We start from the raw sequence: 25,057 nt of genomic DNA on the forward strand, positions 1-25,057 counted from the left end.
CCCGGGACGGGTTCGGCAGGCCCTTCGCTCGATGGGAGACCCGCTCAGCCCTCTCTACATCAAGCCTCGCTGGGCGCCCGACCTCGTGGGCTGGCTGTGGGCGTTCCGCAGCTTCTGCACGGAAGAGCACGTCGAGCACGCGATGTCCGCCCTCGCTCCTCTCGGCCTCCGCACGGGAGACCGGTTCGACGAGCTGGTGGAAGAAGAGGGGCTGGAATGCGGCTACCGGAAGTCCGGCTATCTGGAAGTGTTCGACACCGAGTCCGGCCTGAGCGCCGGCCGGCAGGAAGCCGACGTGGTCGAGCGGCATGGCTTCGCGCCGCAGTACCTCGACGGCGAGGCGCTCCGGGAGCGCGAGCCACTCCTCGCCGCCGGGGTGCGGGGGGGGTGGTTCCACGACGAGGGCATCGTGGTGGAGCCCTACCGCTTCGTGCTCGAGGTCGCGGCGCGGGCGGCGGCTCACGGCGCCGACGTGCGGCCTCATCACGAGGTGCGCGAGATCCTCACGGAGGGCGGTCGGGTGGTCGCGGTACGGACCGCGGCCGGCGAACGGATCGAAGCGGACGCCCTGGTGCTCGCCACCGGAGCGTACAGCCCCGGGCTCATGGCCTCACTCGGCTGTCCGCTGCCCGTTCAACCCGCCAAGGGATATCACGCGGACCGGCCGCAGGCGGACCCGGACACGCCTTCCCTGTCGATGCCCTGTCTCCTCGGCGAGCGGGCCGTGTTCTGCTCGCCGATGGACGACCGGATACGGTTCGCGGGCACGCTCGAGTTCTCGGGTCGGAACCACGAGATCCGGCCCGATCGCCTGCGTCAGCTCGACGAGGCGGCCCGACGCTACTTCACGGCGGGGAAGCTGTCGGATCCGGTATCCGAGTGGTGTGGCCTGAGACCGTGCACCCCCGACGGCCTCCCCGTGATCGGTGAGGTGCCGGGAATCATGGGTGCGTACGTGGCCACGGGTCACGCCATGCTCGGCCTCACGCTGGGACCGATGACCGGCAGCCTGATCGCCGACCTCGTGCTCGAAGGTCGGGCGGACCTCCCGGTGGGCGCCTTTCGAGCGGACCGCTTCTCTGGAGGTCGATAGCCCCCGGTCAGGCCGTCGCGACCATCCCCTCCACGAACTCTTCCAGCGTGGTCGGCGTGGTGTTCTTGTCGGTTCGCGGCTCCTGCGCCGCGACCTTTCCCGCTCCGAAGCCTCGATACATCTCCATCATCGTAGCTACCGTCGCGGGGTGCAGACCCATCGCCTCGAGGGCGGATTGCGTCGCCTCCTCGGGGGCCACCATGAAGGGGAGGTCCGGCTGACCGATCGCCTTCCCGAGAATCGAGGCGACTTCCTGTAGCGTGTACTCGCGGGGACCGAGCAGCTCCTGCGTGTGGTGCCCGTCGAAATCGAGGGCGGCCAGACGTCGGGCCGCCTCGGCGCCGATGTCCCGGGTCGCGATCATCGGGATCGGTACGTCGCCGGGGACCGGCATGGCGAGGGCGCCCATCGTCCTCACGCCCTCCATCATCATGTAAAGGTTCTCCATGAACCAGCCGGGACGCAGGTGGAGGACGTTGGTCTCGGACAGCTCGTTCAGCCGGTCCTCCTGCTCGCGCAGGCCGGCGATCGGCCCCGTGCCCTCGCGGTGCTGGGCCCCGACGCTGGACAGGTTGACCACGTAGGGCACACCCGCGGTCCGGATCCCCGCCGCGATCGAACGGCCGGCCTTCCGCTGCCACTCTCGCAGGTCGACGTGGTACAGCGGTGGAATGAGACTGTACACCCCACCCGCTCCGTCGAAGGCCCGGGCCACGAACTCCTCGTCCGCCACATCGCCGACGGCGGCCTCGGCCCCCCGTTCGACGAACGGGCTCAGCTTCTCCTCGCTCCGGCCGATCACACGCACGGGGAGTCCCGCGCCAAGCAGGTGCTCCGCGACCACGTGACCCGTGTTTCCGGTCGCTCCGACGATGGCGAACATCTCGATCTTCCTCTCTTTGAAACGTCTGTCTAGGGCCGCCCCGCCGACTCCAGGACGCGCCGACGCTGGCCTGCGGTGAGCATATCGCGCGCGACGACCTCCCGCACGATCCGGGCAACGAACTCGTACCCGCGTCGATCGGCGACGAGCCAGCGGTTCCATTCCAGCTCATCCAGAGCATCGACCAGCTCGTCGCCCTCGATTCCCGTGGCCCGGGACAGAAGCTCCGGACCGGCTCCCGGCTCGAGCACCGAGGCGGCCGCCAGCACCGTCTGCGCGTTCCGGCCGAGGCGTCGGAAGCCGATGCGAATCGCGGCGACGATCGAGTCCGGCAGGTCGCCGGGGTAGGACTGCTCCATCGTCTGAAACGGCTGCGGCCATGCGCCGCCCACTTCGTCGAGCTCGAGGCCGAGAGCCACGGCGGTCAGCAGCTCCACCGCGAGGAGGGGGACGCCCGCCGAATCGGCTTCGATGCGTCGAGCGAGCCGACCGATGGCCTCCCGGTCGAGATCCGGAACGACGGCCCTCGAGAGCGCTCCGAGCGCCTCCCGATCGAGCGGTCCGAGGGTGAGAGCGGCGCCCGGGAAGTCGTGCCCGGCCCGAGCCCGCAGATCGTCGAGCTCTTCGCGCGGCGGATGCGCGGCGCCCGTGACCAGCAGCCCGCATGGAAGCCCCGCGACGTCGCGCATCAGGGCCGGCAGGGACTTCGCCGACTCCGAATCGATCACCTCGGCTCCGTCGATCCACAGCAGGACGCGTCCGTCCCCGCTCTCGCGGCGGACGAGCTCCGTCAGCTCCGTCTCGGCTCCCCGATCCGGCTCACGGTCGTTTCCACACAGGCCGGCGAGAGCGCTCCACGACACCTCTCGATCCCGCGGCACGCACCGGACGTGATGCACGGCCGCGCCCTCGAGCCTCAGCCTCGCGGCCACTTCCTCGCCGAGGCGCGTCTTCCCGGCTCCCGAGTCGCCCTGCACGAGGACCAGGGTGGGTGAATGCCGGCGCAGTCCCTCCGAGAACGCCTCGAGGACCATCCGGAGCTCCTTCTCGCGACCCACCAGGGGCAGGCGCCGCGCCCAGCGCTCGGGATCCGCCGGCGTTCCCGGCAGGCTCCACTCCCGCTCGTTTCGTACCCGCCCCGCGAACGCCTCCGTCTCCGGATCGGGCTCGATCCCGAGCTCCTGCTCGAGCCGTTCGGCGTACGCTTCGTACTGGGCCAGTGCGTACGCCCGCTCGCCCCGCACCGCTGCGGCTCGCATGAGAATCCGCACGGCCGAGTCCGAGAAGGGATCCAGCGCCACGGCACGCGCTGCGGCCTCCTGCGCCCCCAGAGCGTCTCCCGAATTCAGCAGGCGCGTCGCGTGATCCTTCAGCCCCTCGACCATCCGGTCCCGCCACCGCACACGCTCCGCCGACAGCCAGTCCTCGAAGGCGGAGCTGTCCGGAACGGCGAATCCCTCGGCGAACGGACCGCTCATCAGCCCGATCGCTTCGTCGGCCGAGCCCGAATCGAGTAGCGCGTCCATCGCCTGCACGTCCAGCTCGACCGCGTCCGGGTCGAGCGCCACCTGGTCTCCGACCGACGTCAGCCGCTCTTCGCCCACCGCTTTCCGGAGCACCCGAAGCGCCTCGTTCAGGGAGTGCCGGGCCGAGGCGTCCGGCTTGTCTCCCCAGAACATCCCCACGAGGTGCTCGCGCGACCGGCGCCCGTCCGGGGACAGCGCCAGGTAGAGGAGCAGCGCCAGGTTCTTCCGCCAGCGGAGCTCGCGGGGCGCCTCCGCGTCGTCCACGGTGACTTCGAGCGCCCCCAGCGTGCGAAGGCGAACCGGTCGAATCATGGCTCCTCCACCTCCCCCCTCAGCTCCGCGATCAGCGCCTCGGCATGTGGACCGAGCGCCCCATCCACCTCACCGGCCTGGACGAGCTCCGGCCCCACGCCCGCCTCTCCCTCGAGATCCGTGTTCTGGTACCAGATCCACGAGGCGATGGCGCTGTCCGCCATCCCGATCTCCCGGTACCATTCGCCCCGCTTCAGGTGGAGCGCCGACCGGAGAAACGGACGTTCGGCGAGTCCGACCGAGTCGTAGGCCACGTCCGCTGCCGTAGTATCCAGCGCTTCTCTCCAGGCACTCCGCGAAGCCGCGACGAGCGCCGCGGCGAGGCGGGAGGGTCTGTCGGCTCCCGATTCGCCGTCCGCCGCCATCGAATCGAGCCTCGCCGCCCACGCGATCTTGCCCGGCTCGTCGCCCCGTTGGTCGGCGAGGAGCACCAGGGCCAGCGCTGCCCGGATCCTCAGACATGCGTCGGCTCCCGGGTCGGCCCACTGCGCCTCGAAGAAGGCCTCATCCGCCGCGGCGGGCACGGCGCCGAAACCACGGACGCCGAGAGCATACGGGATCACGCCCCACTCGGCGGCCTGCGTGAGCGTGCGGGGCGTCTCGTACCGCCCGGCCGCCGAATCGAAGGCGGCGATACCCTCGCGGATCGTCGCCGGATCTCCCTGTCCGATCAGGCCCAGACCGCGGTCCACGAAGCCCTGCGCCGCGTAACGTGCGTCGCCCTGGCGGCCGGCGGCCTCCGCGAGGAGCGCACCGTACTCGGCCTGGGCAGCTGGAGCGTCGATGTAGCGGACGAAGCGGGCGAACATGGCGAACAGGGGGAGCGGCCCCTGGGCCAGCCGGTTCCTGCCCTCGACCGCCTGCTCCGGATCGAACTTCTCGAAGAACCCCTGCCCCCAGACCTCCGGGTAGTAGACGTCGGCTTCGTCCGGTCCCGCGTGGATTCGACCGAGGCGCTCCAGCATGGCGTACGCTTCCTCGCGCCGGCCGGTTCGAATCAGGGCCTGGGTGAGGTGCTCCACCGCCGGAACCAGCGACGGATCCAGCTCCACCGCGCGGCCAAACAGGGCGATCGCGCTGTCGATGGCCACCCCCCACAGGGGCCCCCTGTGGTACAGCTCATCGGCATACAGCAGCGTGGCATAGGGATTCCGGCTGTACGGAGGCAGCCGGAGAATGGCCTCGTACGCAGCGAGCTGGTCTCGGCCGTGCGGCTTCGATCCCGCCTCGAGGAGCAGAGAGTCGAGCGGGCTCAGGGTCGACAGGTCCATCGCCCGGATGACGTTCAGGTCCTCGCCGATGGGGCGGTCCGCCTGCCAGCGGTGGACCTCGGCCAGTCGCCACCGGGCCAGCGTCAGGGTGGAGTCCTGATCGAGCGCCTGCCGGTAATGGCGCTCCGCCGTGCTCCAGGCGCCCCGTCTCAACGCGAACTCACCGCTGATAAACGGCCGGGTGGCCTCGCTCGGGTGCCCGTAGAAGCGTTCCACCTCCGAGGCCGTGAGGGTAACCTCCGGAGCCAGGACCTCCAGGATCGCCATGGATACGTCGGCCGCTGCCTTCCGAAGAAGCTCGTCGGTGGAGCCCTCCGAGAAGCTCATCGCCCGGGTGTCCACCACGTTTCCGTCCGCATTGAGCAACCGGTAATTCACCTGAAGCGTGTCTCCCCGGAGACCTGCGTCGCAGCGAAGCGCATGCGAGGCCCCGAGGACCGTGCTCCAGTCCGATGGGTCGAGCTCACCGTCCCTCTGGTCGTACAGAGTCCACGCCACGCGCTGGCTCGCGGTGTAGAAGTCGGGAACGACGTCCTCCAGATTGAGATCGATCTGCAAGCCCAGCTCCTCGCCGAGTGGTTCATCGGCGGGACGCGACGTGGCGCAGGGGAACACGGCCAGGTCGCTCAAGGCGGCGGCCTGTGAGGAGCCCGGCGGACCGGATCGCGACAGTGCCCACCCCACAGCGGCGACCAGACCGATCACGGCGATCAGCGCGGCCTTGCGTGGAATCCGCAGGGCGGGCCCTCGCACCCTGAGCGCGTTCCGGAACGCTTCCGCGTCCTTCCACCGGTGATCCGGATCGATCGCGAGGGCCCTCCGCAGCGCCGGCCTCGCCGCCGCCGGGATCGCGCCCCAGTCACCGGCCTCCGGCGCCTGTCCGGTCGGCCACCTCTTCCCGGTCAGCGCCTCGTACAGGACCATCCCGGCCGAATAGAGGTCCGAGCGGGCCGATACCGGCTCTCCGCGCGCCTGCTCGGGCGACATGTACGCGGGCGTCCCGGGACCGTGTCCTTCCGCCGTGAGCGTCTCGTCGCCCGAGTCCTCCAGCTGCACGATCCCGAAGTCGGCCAGCAAGGCCCGCCCATCGACGAGAAAGACGTTCGACGGCTTCACATCGCGATGAACGATGCCCGAGCCGTGAAGGCGGGCCAGGGCCCCGAGCAGCTCGCGGCCGAGCTGTTGAGCCTCGGCCTTCTCCAGCGGCCCGGACTCGAAGCGCTCCCGGAGCGTCTCCCCCTCGATCAGGTCCATCACGTAGAACGAGAGACCGTCCCGTTGATCCACGTCGTGTATGGCGACGACGTTGGGGTGGGAGATCGAGGCCAGGGTCCGCGCCTCGCGGAGGAAGCGCCCCTCACCGGTAGCGGTGGCCATCTCGGGGCGGAGGACCTTCACGGCCACGCTTCGGTGAAGCACCGTGTCCCGGGCCCGGAATACGGTGGCCATACCTCCCGATGCCACCTCGCCCTCGACTTCGTAGCGGGGCGACAGCGCATCGCGCACTCGAGCGAGCAAGGCTGACATGCACGGCTCCCGGGGGGGGTGGTCGGCCGGGGCCAGGCCGGTGCCTCCTGAACCGCAGAAGATTAGGTCCACCGATACGGGGTGGCAACCGCGACCGCACTCTCAAACCCTTATCGAGCAACGACGTGAACCCCCTTCGATCTCGCGTCGCGAAAACCCGGAAGGTCGTGTAGTTTCTCGCAACCCGACGCACGCTGACCGGATTCCGTGGATCCACGTCGAGAGAGCCCCGCCGATGACCATTCGAAGCCTGCTCAAGTCGCTGCTCACCGGTGGCAGGGCCCTCGTGCAGGGTTTGACCGTCGAGGAGGCGGGAGACGACCCGATGGCCCTGTTCGGCCGGTGGTTCGACGAAGCGCACGACGCGGGCATCTATCTCCCCGAATCGATGGCGCTCGCCACGGCCTCGGCGGACGGGAGGCCTTCGGCGCGCCAGGTGCTGCTCAAGTCGTTCGACGAGCGCGGCTTCGTCTTCTACACCAACTACGAGAGCCGTAAGGGCGCCGAGATCGCCGAGAACCCGCACGCCGCCCTCACGGTGCACTGGCCGGTCCTGCACCGTCAGGTCCGGATCAACGGCCGGGTGGAGAAGACCTCCACGGAGGAGTCCCGTGCCTATTTCGACTCCCGTCCACGCGGCAGCCGCATCGGGGCCTGGGCCTCGGACCAGAGCTCGGTGCTCCAGAGCCGGGAGGAGCTGGAGCGGCGCTTCCGGGAGGTTCAGGAGCGCTTCGCGGGCGGAGAAGTACCGCTCCCCGAGTTCTGGGGCGGGTACCGGGTCGACCCCGAGGTGATCGAGTTCTGGCAGGGCCGGGCGAACCGGCTGCACGACCGGCTGCGATACACCCGGTCGGACGGAGGGTGGACGATCGATCGACTGTATCCCTGAGCCCCCGAGGAGCGAGAAACCGTGAAGAAGCTGACGCCCGTATTGCTGGTGGAGGAAGTGGAGCCCTGCCTCGGCTTCTGGGAAGCGCTCGGGTTCGAGAAGACGATCGAGGTGCCCGAGGGCGACCGGATCGGCTTCGCGGCCATGGCTCGGGGCGGAGTCGAGATCATGTACCAGAGCCGCGCCAGCGTGGCAGCCGACATGCCGACGCTGGCCGATCTCGAGTACACGCGGGACGGGCTCGGCCTGTTCATAGAGGTGGCGGACCTCGACGACTTGAAGCGACGGCTGGCCTCGGCGGAGGCGCAGGGCGCGGAACAGACGTTTCCGGAACGCACCACGTTCTACGGGGCCCGGGAAGTCGGCGTCCGCACCCCCTGCGGCACGCACGTGGTGTTCGCGGAGTTCGGCGAACCTCCGGAGGCGGGTGAGTCCGATGAATCGGAAGGATAGCGTGTAGTTCGGGGTGCGGGCGCCCGACAGATCGGACTTCCGGCCTGTCTGCCGAACTGCACGACGGACGGATCGAGTGACGGACCCCTCGAGGACAGCCGCCGGCTGCCCTTCACACATAGAGCTGGAGCTTCCCCCGTCGGAAGGGAGCTCCCGGGGAGGATATCGGCATGCGAAGCAAACTCTGGTTCATCCCGGTGCTCGTGTTCGCCGCGGCGTGCGGTGGAGAGGCCGGGGGAGCCGCCGACTGGGCCGGGACGGTGGAGGACAGCGCCGGCGTGCAGCTCGTCAAGAACACGCTCACCCCGCTGTGGAGCGAAGGCGATGCGTGGACCCTCGAGGACGTGATGACGATCGGCGAGGCCGCGGGCGACCCGGACTACCAGTTCGGCAACATTCCCGCGGGCGGCGTCGCGGTGGCCGGCGACGGCCGGATCTACATCGTGGACCAGCAGGCGCAGCACCTGAAGGTGTTCTCGCCCGACGGCGTATACGAAATGACGATCGGGCAGCCGGGCTCGGGCCCGGGCGAGTTCGGTGGCGGAGTCGGTCCCGTGCTCGTGGGTCGAGGAGACACCCTGATCGTTCCGGACCTGGGCAACCAGCGAGTGAACGTCATGAACGCGGATGGCTCGGATCCCGCCAGCTTCCGCATGAGCTTCGAGCGCGGCATCCCGGCCCGGTGGGACATGATGGGAGACAGGGACCTTGTGTATCAGCTCCGGTCGCTGAACCTGCCGAACACCCAGCAGCGCGACACGCTGGACCTCATTGTGCGGGCGGACTACACCGGCGCGATCGTGGACACGCTCATGACGCCGAGGCGTGGTGAGACCCTGACCTTCACCGACGAAGGCCAGCCGAAGCGCATGATCTTCTCGCCGGAGCCCGTGTGGTCGGTGGTCGGGGACGATGCGATCGCCTTCGCGGTCAACGACGTGTTCCGGATCAGCGTGTTCGACGCCGCCGGCGACCTGACCAAGGTGATCTCGCTTCCCCTCGAGCGGCAGGCCGTCACGCAGGCAGACAAGGACCTCTTCTTCGAGACGCTCGAACGTCTGTTATCCGAACAGGGCATCCCTCCGCAGCAGATGGAGATCATCCTCTCCACCTTCAATCTCGCCGACAACTTCCCGGCCTTCCTCCAGATGTTGCCGGGACCGGACGGGAGCCTCTGGGTACAGCGGGTACAACAGCCCACCCAACTCACCGCGGAGGAGCAGGAGACCTGGAACCCGCAGCTCGACCTGGGCGCGCGCGAGTGGGACATCTTCGATTCGGAGGGCCGGTACCTGGGCTCGATCGAGATGCCACACCGGTTCCAGCCGGTCACTTTCAAGGACGACCTGATCTACGGTATCTGGAGGGACGAGTTCGACGTACAGTACGTGCGGGTCATGAGGATCCTCGGTTTTGGCGAGACGACCGCGTGACCCGAACACTCAACCCAGGGCGGCAGACATGACACAGTCGAGGATAGCCGGTCTTCTTCCGGGCGCTTCCGCGGGCCTCCTGTTGCTCCTCGCGGCCTGCGGCGGCACCGCCGACGGGGGCGGCGACTGGGCGGGCACGGTCGAGGACAGCGCAGGGGTCGAGGTCGTGCGGAACACGCTCCAGCCGATGCAGGCCGGGGAGGTCTGGACCTTCGAGGAGGTCCTCACCTTCGGCGAGGCGGCGGGCGATCCGAACTACCAGTTCGGCCAGATCGCGGGCCTGGACGTGACCTCGGATGGCCGGATCCTCGTGCTCGACCAGCAGGCCGGACACGTCAAGGTGTTCTCGCCCGAGGGAACCTTCGAGCGCACCATCGGCCAGCCCGGCTCCGGGCCCGGTGAGCTCGGTCCCCAGGCGGCCCTCCTCATGGTGGGCCGCGGCGATACCGTGCTCGTGCCCGACGCGGGGAACCAGCGAGTCAACGTCTACTTCCTCGATGACTCCGAGCCGATGAGCTTCCCGATCCGCATGGAGGAGGGGATCCCGATGCGCTGGGAGATGTCGGACCAGGGTGCCCTGGTGGCCCAGCGTCGAGCGCTCAATCTCCCGAACCAGGAAGTGCAGGAAGACAAGGACCTGATCGCTCGACAGGCGTACGATGGAGCGATCACGGACACCCTCCTCACGCCGCCCCGCGGAGAGACCTTCTCGTTCTCGAGCGGACTGCCCGAGTTCCACTTCTTCGTGCCCGAACCCGCGTGGACGCTGCTGAACGACGGCTCGCTGGCCTTCGCGATGAGCGACGTCTACCGGATCAGCGTGTACGATCTCGAGGGCACGCTCCACCGGGTCATCGCGGTACCGATCGAGCGGAAGGCCGTCAGCGAGGAGGACATCGAGATCATCGAGGAGATGCTCGGCAAGGTCTTCGACCAGCAGGGCGTGCCGCCCCAGTTCGTCGATCAGATCATGCAGAACGTCACCTTCGAGGACCATTTCCCTGCCTTCACGCAGATGCGGAGCGGTCCGGAGAACGAGCTCTGGATCCAGCGCGCCGGCGTGCCGAGCGAGATGACGGCCGAGGAGCAGGAGAACTGGAACCCGATGCTCGACCCCGGTGTCACCGACGAGTGGGACGTGTTCGACGCGGAGGGACGCCTGGTCGGAATGGTCCGCATACCCGACCGCTTCACCCCGTTCTCGCTCAAGGGCGATCGCATGTACGGGGTGTGGCGCGACGATCTCGAAGTTCAGTACGTGAGGGTCTACCAGCTGGTCCGGCCGACCGGCTGAGGTCACGCGGAGGAGCCTGCCGGGTCGGCGGCCTGACTGGCTCCCCGTTTGAGGTCAGCGTCAGCTACCCGACGGCCTCGCGGGCTCGGAGCCAGACGTCGTCGGGGATGTCGCGCGGCCGTTTCCAGCGTGCGCCGGCGGTGTAGAAGCCGGGTCTGACGCCGCGCCGCTCGTTTCTCTCCACCAGGGTCGCGACCGGGTCCGCCTCGAGCCGGGGCGGGTTCGGCCGCGTGCCGAGGTGCACCTGTCCCCTCGGGTCGGTGAACGCCGGGTGCCGGCCCTCTGCGTCCCGGCCCCACCACTCGACGCTCCACCCCTCCTCGTGCAGCAGCCGGTGATGCCGCGAGCACAGGAGCACCAGGTTCCCGAGCTTCGTCTCCCCTCCGTCGGCCCAGTGCCGCACGTGGTGCGCGTCCGTGAACCTCAGCCCGCAGCCCGGAAACCGGCACCCCCGGTCCCTCGCCTCCAGCGCCCGCCTCAGCGCCGGCGGCACCGTGCGCCGCTTCCGACCCACGTCGAGCAGAGATCCGTCTTTGCCGTGCCTCACCTCGGCCACCGACCCGTCGCACGACAGCCGCCTCGACGTTTCCGCGGAAACGCGCGTCCCGTCCTCCAGCGCCGAGCGCCCGAGTCCACTGCCCTCTTCCCGCAGCGTCTCCGCGTCCACGTGCAGCACCACCTGGTAGCGCTCCGCCCTCGTTCCGCTGAGCGGTCCCTCCGTGAACCCGGCCGCCAGCGCCCGCTCGGCCACCAGCGCCAGCGCATCCGCACGCCGCCGCGCCGACTCTTCCGCCGAGTCCGGCGATCCCCCGGCCGGCGTTTCCGCGGAAACGCCTCGCCTCCGGTACAGCGCGTCCGAGGCCGCCTCCACCGCGCGCATCAGCAGCGCTCCCTGCTCCGGAGTGAGCCGGCCCTGGACCGCGTACAGGCCGTCCAGGTCGGGAAACACCGACAGGCGCCTCCCCTCGTGCCGCTCCCGCTCCCGGTCGATCTCCTTCTCGCGGCTCCCCAGCTTCCACGCCCGCACCATGCGCTCCAGCTCCGCCGCCGTCGCTCCACGCGCCAGATCCAGCAGGTCCGACTCGTTCTCCGGCGTCGCCACACGCGTCAGCGCCCGCACCTGCGAGAAGCTGAGCTCGCCCTGGCTCATGGCCGCGCTCGTTCGGGGGAGATCCGAGAGGGCGCGCGCCGCACGCACCCGCTCCCGGCACGCTCCGAGGTCGAGACCGGTGCGGAAGGCCAGCCAGTGGGCGCAGCTCCGGTGGCCGCCCAGCTCCCACCCTTTCCGTCGGTCGAACTCCCCCACCAGCTCGAGCAGGCGGTGCTCCCCGGCGTGCAGGTGCGCCGCCAGCACCGCGATCTCTTCTTCCAGCGTCTCCAGCGTCTCCAGGTCCGTCGTCGGTCGGTCGCTCATGACCGAACAATAACCGAAAACCTCAACCGGCCATCAACGAAAAGGGGGAGTGCACGGACCCATTCTCAACGCACGGGGGAGCGCACGGACCAAAATCCACGAAACACGGGGGAGCGCGCGGACCGCTATCCACGAAACAGGCAGAGTGCGCGGACCGCTATCAACGAAGAGGGAAGAGCAGACGCACGGGTTATCCACACGCGGCGTTGGGATCGAGCACCCACCATCAACGCGCCGAGGGATCAGCCCAGCACCCGCCCTCAACAGGCCGAGGAATCAGCCTGCGCCGCCGTCAGTCCTCTCCCCGCGCCGCGCCGATCACCTCGACCGCATAGTCGATCCCGGCCGGCGTGCGCGAGCCGTGCCAGCTCAACATCTCTCCGTCCACGATGTGGAAGATCTCGGGGGCGAGACCCGAGGCCCGGGCGATCTCGTCGACGTGCTTCGGCTGGAACGGGAACGGCTCCGTCGAGAGGAAGACGGCCCGCGGAGCGGCTGCGGCCAGCTCTTCGGCCTCCACCACCGGGTAACGCTTCGGTCGATCGCCGAACACGTTCCGCCCGCCGGCCAGTCCGAGCAGATCGGCCACGAACGTGTCGTCGCTCACCGTCATCAGCGGCTCGCGCCAGATCAGGTAGGCGTACCGTACCGGCGATCCAACCTCGGCCGCTGCGCCACGGGCGCGCCGGGCGGCCTCCTCGATCGACCGCGCGATGCGCTCCGCTTCCTCCGGACGCTCCACCGCGTCACCGATCGAGCGCACCATCTCCGCCGTGTCGATCGCCGTCTTCGGAAAGCTGGTGTGACAGGGGATACCCGCAGCCTCGAGCGCTTCGGCGTCTTCGAGTCGGTTCTCTTCCTGGTTCAGGAGCACGAGGTCGGGGGCGAGCTCAACGATGCGCGGCACCTTCGGCGTCTTCGTACCGCCGACCTTCTCGATGTCGCGAACCCCGTCGGCCGGGTGCACGCAGAACTTCGTGACGCCCACGAGCGAATCGCCGAGGCCGAGGTCGAACACGAGCTCGGTGAGGCTGGGACACAGGGACACGATGCGCATGCCCTACCCTACCCGTCGGATGCCAGGCGGGCCAGCATTCCCGCGAACGCCGGCCCGCGAGGCTGTTCAGCGGCCCCGGGCTACGCGCGCATTCGCCTCAGTGATCGCCGCCGAGGCCCGCCCACGGATCCGGTTGGGGCGTCTCGGCCGTGTGTACGGGAAGGACCGGGTACTCGACTTCGGGCTGGTCGCCCGTCAGGGAGACCAGGAACGCCGTGATCGCAGAGATCGCGTCCGGTGTGAAGTCGCGGCCGAGCTGCGCGGCGCCCATCACCGCGACGGCCTCCTCGAGCTCCCATACCTTGCCCGTGTGGAAGTAGGGAGCCGTGAGCTCCACGTTTCGGAGCACCGGGACCTTGAAGGCGAACTCGTCGTTCGGGTTCCCGGTGACGTTGAAGCGACCGCGGTCTTCCGCTGGCAGGAGCTCCGCGCCTGGATTCCGCACCGCCCCGAAGCGTTGATAGCTCGAGCCGCCGAGCAGGATCCCGCCGTGACAGGCCGTGCACCCCACGTCCATGAACAGGCCGAGTCCTCGCTCCGCCTCCTCTCCGAGCGCGTCCGCCGACCCCTCGAGGTACTGGTCGAACGGGGCGTTCGGCGTGACGAGCGTGGCCTCGAACGCCTCGATCGCCCGGGCCATGTTCTCGAACGTGACCGGGTCCGGGTCGTCCTCGAAGGCCTCGCCGAACAGCCACACGTAGTCCGGGATCGAACGCAGCGTCTCGACCGTCCTGGCGGGGGTGCTGTTCATCTCGACGGCCGCCTGCACCGGGCCCTGGGCCTGCTCCATCAGGCTCGCCGCACGCCCGTCCCAGAACTGGGCGAGGTTGTAGACCGAGTTGAGCACGGTGGGAGCGTTCCGAGGGCCGGCCTGCCAGCCGTGGCCGATCGAGGTCTCCATGAGGTCCACGCCACCGAGTCCGAGGTTGTGGCACGTGTTGCAGCTGATCAGCCAGCTCTCCGACAGCCGCGGGTCGAAGTAGAGCTTCCTGCCGAGCTCGACCTTCGCCGGGGTGATCGGATTGTCCTCCAGATCGGGCGGCTCTTCCGGTACGACTTCGAAGAGGACCCGAGCGCGCTCCATGAGAGGGGTCGCCGCCGCGGCTCCAGTCGCCGCCTCATCCGCCGACTGCTGATCCGCCACCGGTCCTGCCTCACCGGCCTCGGCCGCAGCGTCCGAGCCGGCCTGGTCGGCCGGCGAGCACGCCCAGACGAGCGCCAGGGCGGAAAGGCCGGCCAGATATCGCACGTTCACCATGATCTCCCTGTTCCTTCCGAGTGTCCGTCAGGTTCGCCGATCTCCCAACCGCTACACCATTCGTGCCAGAATCCACGCTGCGGACTCGCGCCCCGCATGTTCCAGCAACACTTTAGGAGGGAGGGAATTGCGGGGCATGAGGACGGTCGTACTCATGCCCCGTGCAGGTGCATCGAGTTGCCTGGCGGGCCGATTCGTCAGATTGGCGCCAGATCGTCCCGTCCGCGACCGAAGACCACGGAGTACGAGCGTGTATTTGAGGATGAAGCGCGAATCCTCGAGACGAGGTCCGTAAAATGCTCATGTACTCGACGTGCATCTTCTGCAATCAATCCCTCGGCACCAACGAGGTGATCGAGATCTTCCCGATCGGCCGCCGCATCTCCTTCGACGCGTCCAAGGGACGTCTGTGGGTGATCTGTCGGAAGTGCGAGCGGTGGAACCTCTCTCCCCTCGAGATCCGCTGGGAGGTGATCGAGGAGTGCGAGCGCCTCTTCCGCGACACCCGTCTCCGCGTCTCCACGGACAACATCGGTATGGCGAAGCTCCCGGAGGGCCTCGAGCTCGTCCGCCTCGGACGACCGATGCGTGGCGAGTTCGCGGCCTGGCGATACGGCGACCAGTTCGGTCGGAGGCGGAAGCGCTCGATCCTGTACACGACGGCGGGCGTCGGGGCGATCGGGCTCGTGGTGGTCGGCGGCGCAGTCGCGGGCGTGTCCATCGGCGGAAGCTACTGGGGGCTCTCGAACCTCGTCCGCGGGGTGATGAACGAGCGCGTCGCCGTGCGGATGCGCCACCCCGACAGCGACGAGAAGATCAAGGTTCAGCTGAAGCATCTGGAGAAGTCCCGCTTCCTGCCGACCGGCGAGGGCAGCTGGGAACTGCACGTGAAGTACGCGCGGGGCTGGAGCAGCGGATTCTCGAGCGGCGATGGTGAGACGCTGGTCTACTCCGACGATGAGGCGATGGAGGTGGCCGGTAAGCTGATGGCCCGCGCGAACCGCGCCGGTGGCTCGAAGAAGACGGTGGCGGACGCGGTCCGGAGGATCGAGACCGTCGGAGACCCGGAGTCGTTCCTCGATCAGGCCGTTCTCGAGTCGGAGCGGCTGCGCCGCGAGAAGGCCGGGGACAATCCGAAGAAGCTCGCGAAGGCCACGGCGGGGTCCCTCGCCAAGCTTCCCAAGGACATCCGGCTGGCGATCGAGATGGCCACACACGAGGAAGCCGAGCGGCGCGCCATGGAGGGCGAGCTGGCAACGCTCGAGGAGGCGTGGCGCAACGCGGAGGAAATTGCCGGAATCGCGGACAGCCTGCTCGTGCCGACCGAGGTGGACGAGTTCCTCGCCGCCGAGCGGGAGAGCGAGTCCGGGAAACCGAAGATCGTGGTCCCCGCCGGCGCCGGCGTGTCGGCCCCGGGAGAGTCTCGGTCCGCACCGGGAGACTCGGAAGAGGAACCCGATCGCGGAGGGGACTCCTCGTGAGCGAAACCGCCATCATCCGTCCCATCCGTCCCGAGGACGACCCGACGATCGAGGGCGTGATCCGGGCGGTGCTCGAGGAGCTCGGTGCCACGGGCGAGGGGTTCACCGACCGGGATCCGGAGCTGTCGGCCATGTCCGGCGCGTACGCGGGCCCCGGCGCGGCCTACTACATCGCCGAGGTCGACGGCGAGATCGTGGGCGGAGGCGGCATCGGTCCCCTGGCCGGCGCCGACCCCGGCGTGTGCGAGTTGAGGAAGATGTACCTGCTTCCCTCCGCCCGCGGCCTCGGACTGGGGCGGAAGCTGCTGGAGGCGTGTCTGGAGGCGGCACGCGACCTCGGCTACCGGAAGTGCTACCTCGAAACACTGGCGCAAATGGAGAAGGCACGAGACCTTTACCGCCGATTCGGCTTCCTCCCCCTGGAGGCACCCATGGGCGACACCGGCCATTTTGGCTGCAACCGGTGGTACTCGCTGAGCCTGTGAATCAAGCGCACGGGGAACGCGAAACCGGGACCACGGCCGCACTGATCGAGCTGGGCTTCGAGCCCGCCCGTCCGGCCCCCCAGCATCTCGAGGACACGGTGCTTCCGTCCGGCGACCACAAGCTGGTCCTGGACGAGCGGGCGATGAGCACCCGCGTCTCGATCGCCGCCATCCACCCGTCGCGCCACCTGCTCGAGGACGCCGCCGAGCGCGCCCTGGCCGAGATGGACCGCCTCATCGGCTTGCTGAACCGGTTCGACTCCGCCTCCGCCGTGGGCGTGCTGAACGCCGAGGGGCGCCTCTCCGGGGCTCCGCCGGAGCTGACCGCCCTGCTCGATCGGTCGGCGGCGGTCCACGATGCGAGCGGGGGCGCGTTCGACGTCACGGTTCAGCCCCTCGTGGATCTCCTGAAGCGATCGGAGTCCGTGGCCGGCGGAGACCCCGTGGACCCGGTCGCCTGGCGCGAGGCGCTCGAGCGCACCGGGGCGTCCGACGTTCGGGTGGAGGGACGGGACGTCCGGCTCGAGCGGGATGGCATGGGTGTCACCCTGGACGGAATTGCGAAGGGTTTCATCGTCGACGCGATGGCGTCCGTGCTCGAGGCCCACGGAATCGGCCGTTACCTGATCGACGCCGGCGGCGACATTCGCGCCTCCGGTGAACGCGAGGACCGGAGGGCGTGGCGGATCGCCATCCGCGACCCGAGACACGGCGGCGTCCTTCCCGGCACGCTCAGCCTGTCTTCGGGCGCCGTGGCCACCTCGGGGGGCTACGAGGCCCGGTACGATCCCGAGGGCTCGTGGCACCACATCGTGAGTCCCCGGACCGGTCGATCGCCGGACCAGGCCCTCAGCGTCACGGTGACCGGACCCAACGTATACGCGGCCGACGCCCTGGCCACGGCTGCACTGCTCATGCTCCCGGGCGATGGCGTCCGCTTCATCGACTCCCTGCCCGGCTTCGAATGCATGGTGATCGACGCCGGTGGGCGCCGGACCCACTCGGCCGGATGGACCCGGATGACCTCCACCGAACCCCTCACCGAAGAGGATGGTGTGTGATGCGATCGGATTACTCGGGCGCCCAGCTCACCGCCCTGGTGGCCCTCAGGTTCGCCATCGGGTGGCATTTCTTCTACGAGGGAGTCGCCAAGGCGGCCAACGCCTACTGGACGGCGGCCGGGTTCCTCGACCAGTCGCAGGGCTTCCTGTCCGGCTGGTTCGTGGACCTGGCCTCGAACCCGTCCACCCTCGCCCTGGTCGACTTCCTGAACGTGTGGGGGCTGATCCTCATCGGCCTCGGCCTCATGCTCGGAGGTTTGACGCGCACGGCCACCTTCTTCGGAATCGTGATGCTGGCGCTTTACTACCTGGCCACGCCCCCGTGGCCCGGTCTCGTGTACACCATTCCGGCCGAGGGATCGTACCTGATCATCAACAAGACGCTGATCGAGCTGTTCGCCCTGCTCGTGACGCTGTTCTTCCCGACGGGGCACATCGTCGGAGTGGACCGGCTGCTGCGGCTCGCGCGAGCACGCGGCTCGGCCCAGGAATCCTACGCCTGAAGCCCACTCGGAACCGCACGGAGGACGACCGATGACTGATGAGATTCGACCCGGCGACGACGAGAGGCGCGAGAACGACGTGCCCGGTGACGCCCAGGACGAAGACGGATTCGAGGAACAGGACGCTCCCGAGGCCGGCCTCTCCGACGAAGAGGCGGCCGGGGCGGCAGCGGGAGACTCCGCGGCGGCCGAATCCGGGGAGCCGGTGACCGAGGCGGCCGGCGGCGGCGAGCCGCCCGAAGACGACGATCTCGCGGATTCGAGGGAAGGCTCGTCCGGGGGGATCGGCCGACGCGACCTGGTGAAGGCGCTGGCCACCGTTCCGGTGGTCGGGGCGCTCGGCTACGCGGCGCTGCGACGCCGCGGTCTCGCGAAGCACGAGCGGGAGCGCCTGCTCGAGGAGCTCGGCATCGAGGACGAGGGCGCGGCGGTGTTCTCGGAGCTCGAGACGATGACGCACCCCGAGACGCTCCGAATCGGGATCGTCGGATACGGGGGCGAGGGGGAGTCGCTGATCCGCAGCCTCGGCTTCGCCCATCCGGACTGGATACAGGCCCGCCGCGAGGCCAAGATCGAGAACCCTCGCGACACGTGGTTGGACGAGTGGCTCGAGCAGGAGAACCTGAACCTCGAGCTCACCGCCGTGTGCGATCTGTACGATGCGCGGGCGGAGCGGGCGATCGCCGCCTCCACTCAGCCTCTGCGCCCCGGCGGTGACACCCGGCAGCTGAAGCCGGCGAAGCGGTACCGCCACTTCGAAGAGCTGGTGAACGCCCCGGACGTGGATGCGGTGGTCATCGCCACGCCGGACCACTGGCACTCCCGCATCACGGTCGCGGCCGCGAACGCCGGCAAGCACGTGTACTGCGAGAAGTGCATGACCCGCGCGCCGGAAGAAGTCTGGCCGATGGCGGATGCGGTGCGAGGCTCCGGCATCGTGTTTCAGCTCGGTCACCAGAACCGGCAGATGGAGAGCCACGGAAAGGCGCGGCAGGTGGTGGAGAAGGGCATCCTCGGACCCATCACCCTGGTCGAGACGACCACGAACCGGAATACCCCGTGGGGCGCGTGGGTGTGGGACATTCCCGAGGACGCGAGCCCGCGGAACATCGACTGGGAGCTGTTCCAGGAGGCGGCCCCCAACAAGGTGCCGTTCAACCTCGAGCGCTTCTTCCGCTGGCGGTGCTGGTACGACTACGGCACCGGCCTTTCGGGCGACCTCCTGTCGCACGAGTACGACGCGATCAACCAGATCCTCGATCTCGGAATCCCGCACTCGGCGGTGGCTTCCGGCGGGATCTACTTCTTCAAGGACGGCCGGGACGTCCCCGACGTCTGGCAGGCCACCTTCGAATACCCGGACCGCGATCTCACGCTGCTGTACAGCGCGACGCTGGCGAACGGAGACAACCGCGGAACGGTGATGATGGGACACGACGCCACCATGGAGGTGGGTGAGCGGCTCAAGGTCACCGCCGACGGATCCAGCACCCGCTACCAGGAGATGCTGGAGGAAGGGATGGTGAAGACCGACCGGCCCATGTTGACCTACCAGAGCGGGTTCCGGGGCGTCGACGCCGTGACCACGCCCACGCAGGAGTACTTCGCCAGCCGCGGGCTCCTGTTCACCTACCGGGGCGGCCGCCGCGTCAGCACCTACTACCTGCACCTGCGCGAGTGGCTCAACGCCATCCGGTACGGCGGCGAGACCAGCTGCAACATCGACCGTGGAGTCGAGGAGGCGATCACCTGCCACATGGCCACGAAATCGTATCTCGAGGGCCGGCGGGTGTACTGGGATCCGATCCAGCGCTTGATCATCTGAGGCGCGCATGAGCCAGGCATCGAACGTCCCGCCGGTCACGACGGCCGGCGGCGGGGCCCGGGGCCGGAAGATCCAGCTCGGCGCCATGATGTTCCTGCAGTACGCCATCTGGGGCGCGTGGGCGCCGGTCCTCTCCTCGCACCTCCTCGGCGACCTCGGGTTCAGCGGGGGGCAGGTCGGCTGGATCTACGCCCTGCTCCCGCTGGCCACCATCATCGCCCCCATCGTCGGCGGCCAGGTGGCCGACCGGTACTTCTCCACCGAGCGGGTGATCGGATTTCTCGCCTTCACCGGCGGCGTCCTCCTGCTGGTGGTGGCGCGGACCACGAGCTTCGACGCGATGTTCGTGCTCATGCTCGTCTACTGCCTGCTGTACGCTCCCACCCTGGCCCTCACGAACTCCATCGCGATGGCCAACATGGAGGACTCCGAGAAAGAGTTCGGGGCCATCCGCGTGTGGGGCACGCTCGGCTGGATCGCGGCCGGGTGGATGCTCACCGGCTGGCGCTGGTTCGGCGAGAGCGACGTCCTGCCGGCCATGCAGGGCGACATGCTCTTCCTGGCGGGGATCCTCTCCATCGCCATGGGCCTGCAGTCCTTCCTCCTCCCCCACACGCCGCCGCAGAAGGAGGGGGTCAATCCGTGGGCCTTCCTCGAATCGATGAAGATGCTGAAGGTGAAGGACTTCGCCGTCTTCGTCGGCATCACCTTCGTGGTGGCCACGGAGCTCGAGTTCTACTACATCCTCACGGCCCCCTTCCTCGAGTCCGAGGCCATCGGGATCTCGAGCCGGAACATCCCCGCCGTGATGACGATCGCCCAGTTCGCCGAGATCTTCGTGATGGCGTTCCTTCTCTCCTGGGCACTGAAGAGGTACGGAATGCGGAAGACGCTGGCGATCGGGGTGATCGCCTGGCCGATCCGCTACGTGATCTTCGCGATCGGAAGCCCCACGTGGCTGGTCATCGCGTCGCTCACCCTGCACGGCTTCTGCTACGTGTTCTTCTTCGTGGCCGCCTTCATCTACGTGGACAAGGTCGCGCCTCCGGACATCCGGGCCTCCGCCCAGAGCCTGATCGCCATCATCGCGCTCGGGCTGGGGCGGTTCCTCGGAAGCCTGTTCGCCGGAGGCGTGCGTGACTTCTTCACCACCGAGGCGGGGACCGACTGGACGAACGTCTTCCTGGTGCCCTGCGCGCTGACGATCGTCTGCGCCGTGGCGTTCCTCCTGTTCTTCCGGGAGGAATCCGGGCGGGTGGAAGTCGAGGGCAGCTGAACAAGGAGCTCCATGACGATGATCGATAGACTGGGAATCGGGTTCGTGGGTGGAGGGTTCGTGGCGCGCTTCCACATCCGCTCGTTCGTCGGCGTGCGGGATGCCGACGTCCTCGGCGTGGTGAGTCGGACCCGCGAGACGGCCGAGGAGGCCGCCGGGATCGCCCGCGACCTCGGCGTCGGGGAGGCGAGGGCCTACGACAGCGTCACCGACATGGTGGCCGATCCGGCCATCGACGCGATCTGGATCTGTGCCCCCAACTTCACCCGCATCGACGTCATGGAGGAGATCGTCGAGGCGATCGAGTCCGGGAAGGGGGAGCTCGTCGGGGTGGCGTGCGAGAAGCCGCTCGGCCGGAACGCCGCGGAGGCCCGGCGGATGCTCGAGCTGGCCGAGCAGGCGGGGCTCCTGCACGGGTACCTCGAGAACCAGCTCTTCACCCCCGCCGTGGTGCGGGGACGCGACATCATCTGGTCGCGCGGCGCCGCCCTGACCGGCCCGCCCTACCTGGCCCGCTCCGCCGAGGAGCACAGCGGGCCGCACATGCCGTGGTTCTGGGAGGGCGAGCTCCAGGGCGGAGGCGTCCTCAACGACATGATGTGCCACTCCGTCGAGGTGGCGCGGTTTCTCCTCACGCCCCCGGGCGCTTCGCGAGACGAGCTCACGCCCGTCAAGGTGACCGCGCACGCCGATGTCCTGAAGTGGCAGCGCCCGAAGTACGCGGCCCGATTGGCCGAGATGAGCGGCGGAAAGCTGGATTACGTCAACCGACCGGCCGAGGACTTCGCCCGCGCCCTGGTGGAATACCGGGACCGGGGGGGCGGGCGCCGCATCGTCGAGGTCACGACCTCGTGGTGCTTCGTCGGGGCCGGGCTCCGTCTCAGCATGGAGCTGCTCGGTCCCGAGTACTCGCTCGAGATCAACTCCCTCGACGCCGGCCCGAAAGTGTTCCTGAGCCGCGAGGTCACGGGAGACACGGGCGAGGACCTGGTCGAAAAGCAGAACGCCGAGACCGGCGTGATGCCGATCGTGGCCGACGAGGAGGCGGAGTACGGCTACGTGGGCGAGAACCGGCACATGGTCCGGGCGTTCCGCGAGGGCCGCATGCCGGATGAGACCTTCGAGGACGGCGTCGCCGTGACCGAGCTGCTGATGACGGCGTACATGAGCGTCGAGCAGGAACGAACCATTTCCTTCCCGCCGGCCGACCTGGAGTCGTTCGTTCCGGCGGTGGCGCGCGGCGAGTGGAATCCGGGGAGGCAGACATGAACGGACGGAAGATGCTCATCGCTCTGGTGGCGCTCGGCGCCGCCGTGTTCGGCCTCCTCACCTGGTCGGCCGAGGAATCGAGCGAGTCGCCGGAGGCGTCGTCCGCGTCCGGGACGCAGGAGCTGTCCACCGTGGCGGAGGACGGAATGGCGAACGCGGCCGCAGGACCGGTGGCACGGATCACCGAGCAGGAGCTCGCCGATGGATTCGTCCCCCTCATCGGGGAGTGGGAGGACGGCGGATTCCACAAGCACGGGTGGAACCACTACGGACCCGGCTACTTCACGCTCGATCACGACACCGGGATCCTCGCGTCGCACGGCGGCATGGGTCTGCTCTGGTACTCGGCGGAGAGGTTCGGCGACTTCGTGCTGCGCCTCGAGTTCAACACCTCGGTCCCCAACGCCAACTCCGGGATCTTCCTCCGGGTGCCGGAGATGGTGACGAGCGACGAGTACATCTATCACAGCTTCGAGATCCAGATCCACGCCACGTCCGAGGAGGCCATCCACCGGACCGGCGCCGTCTACGACGCCGAGCCGCCGAGCGAGGACCTCGCGAAGCCAGCCGGCGAGTGGAACGACATGGAGATCTCGTTCGTCGGCGAGCGGATCACCGTGACGCTGAACGGCGTGCAGGTCGTGGACTGGGTCGCGGAGCCGCGCGGCAAGATCCGCGACTTCGCCGACCGGGGCTACATCGGGCTCCAGAACCACGACTGGGACACGAGCGTCTACTTCCGGAACGTGCGGATCAAGAAGCTCGACTGAGTTCTTCTCGCGGCTGGCGGCCTCGTCTCAGGTCAGCGCCCGGAGAGCACTCGCCGCACGTGCCAGCCCAGGTACGTCGTGCTCAGCGTGCGCCCCCCGACGTACGAGATGAAGGCGGCCGTGACGCCGACCAGGCCGATCCACCAGCCACCGAACGCGAACAGCACGGCGATCGCGGCCACTTCCAGCATCGTCGCCACGGTGATCGGCTGCGTCACCCGTGACTGCATCAGGATCGCCCGCTGGAAGGAGAGCAGCACCGAGAGCCCCGGGAGCACGACCATGATCCGGGTCGGCGTGAGGGCGAACTGCGCGAGCTCCGGGCTCAGTCCCGAGATGGTGATGAACCACACGTCGGCCAGCGGCGTGAAGGCGATCGCCGCCAGGCCGACGGTGACCGCGACGCCGAGGACGGTCCCGAAGCGGGCCAGTTCCGGGAAGTGCTCGTTCTTCTTCCCGAGCAGGGCGATGGCGGCGTCCTGGAAGCTCAGCCCGAGCGCGCGGAAGATGAAGGAGAGGGCCTGGACGACCGGAAAGACGGCCAGTGACTCCACCGGATAGGCGGAGCGCCCCATGAAGAAGGTGAGCATCGGGTGCACCGTGAGCCCGAGAATCGAGGTCAGGAGAAGCGGGAAGTAGAAACTCGAGATCCTCCGGTATCCCAGCGTCTCACCCGACGGGTCCGCCCGTTCCGGGCCATCCAGGAGCTCCCGTATGGCCCGCGATGCCATCCAGCGGGCGGCGATCGCCTCGGTGACCACGGCGACGGAGAGGGAAGCCGCGCCGACCCAGGCGCCGGGCACGTCCGTGAGCATAGAGACCAGGATCGCCGTGGCCGACATGGCGGTCAGCCGGATCAGCGTCCCGGTCGCCACGAGACGCGTCCGACCGGAACGGATCAGCACGCCCTGCACGAAGCGGCGGATCCCGATCGCGGCCGGCCACGGGAGGAACAGCCACAGGGCGCCGTAGGTCAGGTCGGCGACCTCCGGCGGAAGGCCGATCAGGGTACGCATCACGAAGTCGTAGACCGGCGGGATGAGCACGGCGAGCAGCAGCGCGGTCGAGGCGACGTTGAGCGCGTTCGCGAAGTTGCGAAGCCTCCGGTAAGAGGTCGAGTCCTCCACCAGGGCGGTCGAGGCGCTCATCAGCATGATCACCGGGGCCTCGATCAGCACCGCGAAGGCGAACGCCACACCGTGTGCCGCCAGGTTGTACTTCGGGTCGGGAAGCCGCGCGATCACCGCGGCCAGGAACGGCCCTTCGGCGGCCATCATCAGCCACGTGGCGGCGAGCGGCGACCAGAAGCGGAAGATGCGGCCCTGGGAGAGCCGGGCGGGCGTGGTCATGCGTTTCGTGCTCCGGGTTGGCCCACCTCAGACGTACTCGGGCTCCAGCCGGTCCCGCACCCTCTCGAGGAGGGCCTTCGTCAGGCGGACCCCTTCCCGCTCGCCGAGCCGGTTCCCCTCGTACTCGATCCCCACCCAGCCGCGATACCCAGAGTCGAGCACGATGCGGATCAGCAGCTCGTAGTCGAGCGTCGTCTCCTCGCCGGAGGCGTCGAAGTCATGCGTCTTGGCGGAGACGGCTCGGGCGTAGGGCATGAGCTGCTCGACCCCCACGTAGTTGTCGTACCGCTCGCTGTCGCTGATCCGGAAGTTCCCGAAATCCGGAAGGGTGCCGAGACGCGGGTGGTCTCCCGCTTCGATCACCGAGGACAGCCAGCGGCCGTTGCTGGAGAGACCCCCGTGATTTTCCACGATCACGTTGACCCCGTAGCCGTCGGCGAACGGGGCCAGACGGTGCAGGCCATCGGCAGCCAGCGCCCTCTGCTCCTCCCAGCTGCCGTCGCTGGCCGCGTTCACGCGGACCGAGTGGCAGCCGAGCAGCCGCGCGGCCTCGACCCAGTGGTAGTGATTCTCGACCGCCATGGTGCGGGCCCCCTCGTCGGGATCGCCGAGACGCCCCAGCCCGTCG

Annotated in this window: 21 protein-coding genes; 13 read left to right on the forward strand and 8 right to left on the reverse strand. The window is 68.8% G+C overall.

Annotation, left to right across the window (positions count from 1 at the left end):
- On the forward strand, positions 1-1,093 hold a 1,093-nt coding region (locus AC36XV_RS09520; protein ID WP_492203453.1), incomplete at its 5' end, for an NAD(P)/FAD-dependent oxidoreductase.
- A 7-nt stretch (positions 1,094-1,100) separates the two neighbouring features.
- Here AC36XV_RS09520 and AC36XV_RS09525 read toward each other — a convergent pair.
- From AC36XV_RS09525 to AC36XV_RS09535, 3 genes are read right to left on the reverse strand one after another with little or no spacing between them, the layout of a single operon-like run.
- Positions 1,101-1,976 carry an NmrA family NAD(P)-binding protein gene (locus AC36XV_RS09525; protein WP_492203454.1) on the reverse strand — a complete coding sequence of 292 codons (876 nt, stop codon included), beginning with the start codon at positions 1,974-1,976 and terminating at the stop codon, positions 1,101-1,103.
- 29 nt (positions 1,977-2,005) lie between these two features.
- On the reverse strand, positions 2,006-3,814 hold the full coding sequence (locus tag AC36XV_RS09530; protein ID WP_492203455.1) for an ATP-binding protein: 1,809 nt from the start codon (positions 3,812-3,814) through the stop codon (positions 2,006-2,008).
- Positions 3,811-6,612 carry a protein kinase domain-containing protein gene (locus AC36XV_RS09535; protein WP_492203456.1) on the reverse strand — a complete coding sequence of 934 codons (2,802 nt, stop codon included), beginning with the start codon at positions 6,610-6,612 and terminating at the stop codon, positions 3,811-3,813. Before AC36XV_RS09535 ends, AC36XV_RS09530 begins: the two co-directional genes overlap by 4 nt.
- A 235-nt stretch (positions 6,613-6,847) precedes the next feature.
- Between AC36XV_RS09535 and pdxH the strand changes: the two genes are divergently transcribed.
- From pdxH to AC36XV_RS09555, 4 genes are all read left to right on the forward strand, one after another.
- A complete protein-coding gene (pdxH, locus tag AC36XV_RS09540; protein WP_492203457.1) occupies positions 6,848-7,501 on the forward strand; it encodes a pyridoxamine 5'-phosphate oxidase in 654 nt (217 codons plus the stop codon).
- A 21-nt stretch (positions 7,502-7,522) separates the two neighbouring features.
- Positions 7,523-7,954, forward strand: a complete 432-nt coding sequence (locus tag AC36XV_RS09545) for a VOC family protein (RefSeq protein ID WP_492203458.1) — start codon at positions 7,523-7,525, stop codon at positions 7,952-7,954.
- Between the two features lie 170 nt (positions 7,955-8,124).
- Positions 8,125-9,387 carry a 6-bladed beta-propeller gene (locus AC36XV_RS09550; protein WP_492203459.1) on the forward strand — a complete coding sequence of 421 codons (1,263 nt, stop codon included), beginning with the start codon at positions 8,125-8,127 and terminating at the stop codon, positions 9,385-9,387.
- A gap of 28 nt (positions 9,388-9,415) precedes the next feature.
- Positions 9,416-10,681 (forward strand): 6-bladed beta-propeller, encoded by a 1,266-nt coding sequence (locus AC36XV_RS09555; protein WP_492203460.1) that lies wholly within the window; start codon positions 9,416-9,418, stop codon positions 10,679-10,681.
- 64 nt (positions 10,682-10,745) lie between these two features.
- Here the strand turns inward: AC36XV_RS09555 and AC36XV_RS09560 are convergent, their stop codons facing one another.
- The 3 genes from AC36XV_RS09560 to AC36XV_RS09570 form a co-directional block, all read right to left on the reverse strand.
- Entirely contained in the window at positions 10,746-12,095 is a 1,350-nt protein-coding gene (locus tag AC36XV_RS09560) for an HNH endonuclease signature motif containing protein (protein ID WP_492203461.1), read from the reverse strand.
- Between the two features lie 292 nt (positions 12,096-12,387).
- On the reverse strand, positions 12,388-13,152 hold the full coding sequence (locus AC36XV_RS09565) for a helical backbone metal receptor (protein ID WP_492203462.1): 765 nt from the start codon (positions 13,150-13,152) through the stop codon (positions 12,388-12,390).
- Positions 13,153-13,249: 97 nt separating this feature from the next.
- Positions 13,250-14,236, reverse strand: a complete 987-nt coding sequence (locus tag AC36XV_RS09570; RefSeq protein ID WP_492203473.1) for a cytochrome-c peroxidase — start codon at positions 14,234-14,236, stop codon at positions 13,250-13,252.
- Positions 14,237-14,706: 470 nt separating this feature from the next.
- Between AC36XV_RS09570 and AC36XV_RS09575 the strand changes: the two genes are divergently transcribed.
- The 8 genes from AC36XV_RS09575 to AC36XV_RS09610 are packed head-to-tail and all read left to right on the forward strand — an operon-like array spanning position 14,707 to position 23,080.
- A complete protein-coding gene (locus tag AC36XV_RS09575) occupies positions 14,707-15,891 on the forward strand; it encodes a hypothetical protein (protein ID WP_492203463.1) in 1,185 nt (394 codons plus the stop codon).
- Positions 15,888-16,376, forward strand: coding sequence for a GNAT family N-acetyltransferase (locus AC36XV_RS09580; RefSeq protein ID WP_492203464.1), 489 nt, complete (start codon positions 15,888-15,890; stop codon positions 16,374-16,376). The genes AC36XV_RS09575 and AC36XV_RS09580 overlap by 4 nt, the downstream gene beginning before the upstream one ends.
- Positions 16,373-17,437: an FAD:protein FMN transferase gene (locus AC36XV_RS09585; RefSeq protein ID WP_492203465.1), complete on the forward strand. Its 1,065-nt coding sequence runs from the start codon at positions 16,373-16,375 to the stop codon at positions 17,435-17,437. The genes AC36XV_RS09580 and AC36XV_RS09585 overlap by 4 nt, the downstream gene beginning before the upstream one ends.
- Positions 17,437-17,940 (forward strand): DoxX subfamily, encoded by a 504-nt coding sequence (locus AC36XV_RS09590; RefSeq protein ID WP_492203466.1) that lies wholly within the window; start codon positions 17,437-17,439, stop codon positions 17,938-17,940. Before AC36XV_RS09585 ends, AC36XV_RS09590 begins: the two co-directional genes overlap by 1 nt.
- Positions 17,941-17,971: 31 nt before the next feature.
- Positions 17,972-19,765, forward strand: a complete 1,794-nt coding sequence (locus tag AC36XV_RS09595; RefSeq protein ID WP_492203467.1) for a Gfo/Idh/MocA family oxidoreductase — start codon at positions 17,972-17,974, stop codon at positions 19,763-19,765.
- Between the two features lie 7 nt (positions 19,766-19,772).
- Positions 19,773-21,041, forward strand: coding sequence for an MFS transporter (locus AC36XV_RS09600; protein WP_492203468.1), 1,269 nt, complete (start codon positions 19,773-19,775; stop codon positions 21,039-21,041).
- An 18-nt stretch (positions 21,042-21,059) separates the two neighbouring features.
- Entirely contained in the window at positions 21,060-22,310 is a 1,251-nt protein-coding gene (locus tag AC36XV_RS09605) for a Gfo/Idh/MocA family protein (protein WP_492203469.1), read from the forward strand.
- Positions 22,307-23,080, forward strand: a complete 774-nt coding sequence (locus tag AC36XV_RS09610; RefSeq protein WP_492203470.1) for a 3-keto-disaccharide hydrolase — start codon at positions 22,307-22,309, stop codon at positions 23,078-23,080. Before AC36XV_RS09605 ends, AC36XV_RS09610 begins: the two co-directional genes overlap by 4 nt.
- 32 nt (positions 23,081-23,112) lie before the next feature.
- Here the strand turns inward: AC36XV_RS09610 and AC36XV_RS09615 are convergent, their stop codons facing one another.
- Together AC36XV_RS09615 and AC36XV_RS09620 are read right to left on the reverse strand one after the other, a co-directional pair.
- Complete coding sequence (locus AC36XV_RS09615) at positions 23,113-24,429, reverse strand: hypothetical protein (protein ID WP_492203471.1); 1,317 nt, start codon at positions 24,427-24,429, stop codon at positions 23,113-23,115.
- A 27-nt stretch (positions 24,430-24,456) separates the two neighbouring features.
- Positions 24,457-25,057 (reverse strand): sugar phosphate isomerase/epimerase family protein (locus tag AC36XV_RS09620; RefSeq protein ID WP_492203472.1); only part of this gene is annotated, 601 nt, incomplete at its 5' end.

The sequence above is a fragment of the Candidatus Benthicola sp. genome, from assembly GCF_058719085.1.

What these genes read in the sequence shown, in the direction of transcription:
- AC36XV_RS09590 (WP_492203466.1), top strand. Translation starts at nt 17,437, where the DNA reads ATGCGATCGGATTACTCGGGCGCCCAGCTCACCGCCCTGGTGGCCCTC.
- AC36XV_RS09615 (WP_492203471.1), bottom strand. Translation starts at nt 24,429, where the DNA reads ATGACCACGCCCGCCCGGCTCTCCCAGGGCCGCATCTTCCGCTTCTGG.
- AC36XV_RS09550 (WP_492203459.1), top strand. Translation starts at nt 8,125, where the DNA reads ATGCGAAGCAAACTCTGGTTCATCCCGGTGCTCGTGTTCGCCGCGGCG.
- AC36XV_RS09570 (WP_492203473.1), bottom strand. Translation starts at nt 14,236, where the DNA reads ATGGAGCGCGCTCGGGTCCTCTTCGAAGTCGTACCGGAAGAGCCGCCC.
- AC36XV_RS09535 (WP_492203456.1), bottom strand. Translation starts at nt 6,612, where the DNA reads ATGTCAGCCTTGCTCGCTCGAGTGCGCGATGCGCTGTCGCCCCGCTAC.
- AC36XV_RS09560 (WP_492203461.1), bottom strand. Translation starts at nt 12,095, where the DNA reads ATGAGCGACCGACCGACGACGGACCTGGAGACGCTGGAGACGCTGGAA.
- AC36XV_RS09575 (WP_492203463.1), top strand. Translation starts at nt 14,707, where the DNA reads ATGCTCATGTACTCGACGTGCATCTTCTGCAATCAATCCCTCGGCACC.
- AC36XV_RS09565 (WP_492203462.1), bottom strand. Translation starts at nt 13,152, where the DNA reads ATGCGCATCGTGTCCCTGTGTCCCAGCCTCACCGAGCTCGTGTTCGAC.
- AC36XV_RS09555 (WP_492203460.1), top strand. Translation starts at nt 9,416, where the DNA reads ATGACACAGTCGAGGATAGCCGGTCTTCTTCCGGGCGCTTCCGCGGGC.
- AC36XV_RS09595 (WP_492203467.1), top strand. Translation starts at nt 17,972, where the DNA reads ATGACTGATGAGATTCGACCCGGCGACGACGAGAGGCGCGAGAACGAC.
- pdxH (WP_492203457.1), top strand. Translation starts at nt 6,848, where the DNA reads ATGACCATTCGAAGCCTGCTCAAGTCGCTGCTCACCGGTGGCAGGGCC.
- AC36XV_RS09600 (WP_492203468.1), top strand. Translation starts at nt 19,773, where the DNA reads ATGAGCCAGGCATCGAACGTCCCGCCGGTCACGACGGCCGGCGGCGGG.
- AC36XV_RS09605 (WP_492203469.1), top strand. Translation starts at nt 21,060, where the DNA reads ATGATCGATAGACTGGGAATCGGGTTCGTGGGTGGAGGGTTCGTGGCG.
- AC36XV_RS09610 (WP_492203470.1), top strand. Translation starts at nt 22,307, where the DNA reads ATGAACGGACGGAAGATGCTCATCGCTCTGGTGGCGCTCGGCGCCGCC.
- AC36XV_RS09525 (WP_492203454.1), bottom strand. Translation starts at nt 1,976, where the DNA reads ATGTTCGCCATCGTCGGAGCGACCGGAAACACGGGTCACGTGGTCGCG.
- AC36XV_RS09530 (WP_492203455.1), bottom strand. Translation starts at nt 3,814, where the DNA reads ATGATTCGACCGGTTCGCCTTCGCACGCTGGGGGCGCTCGAAGTCACC.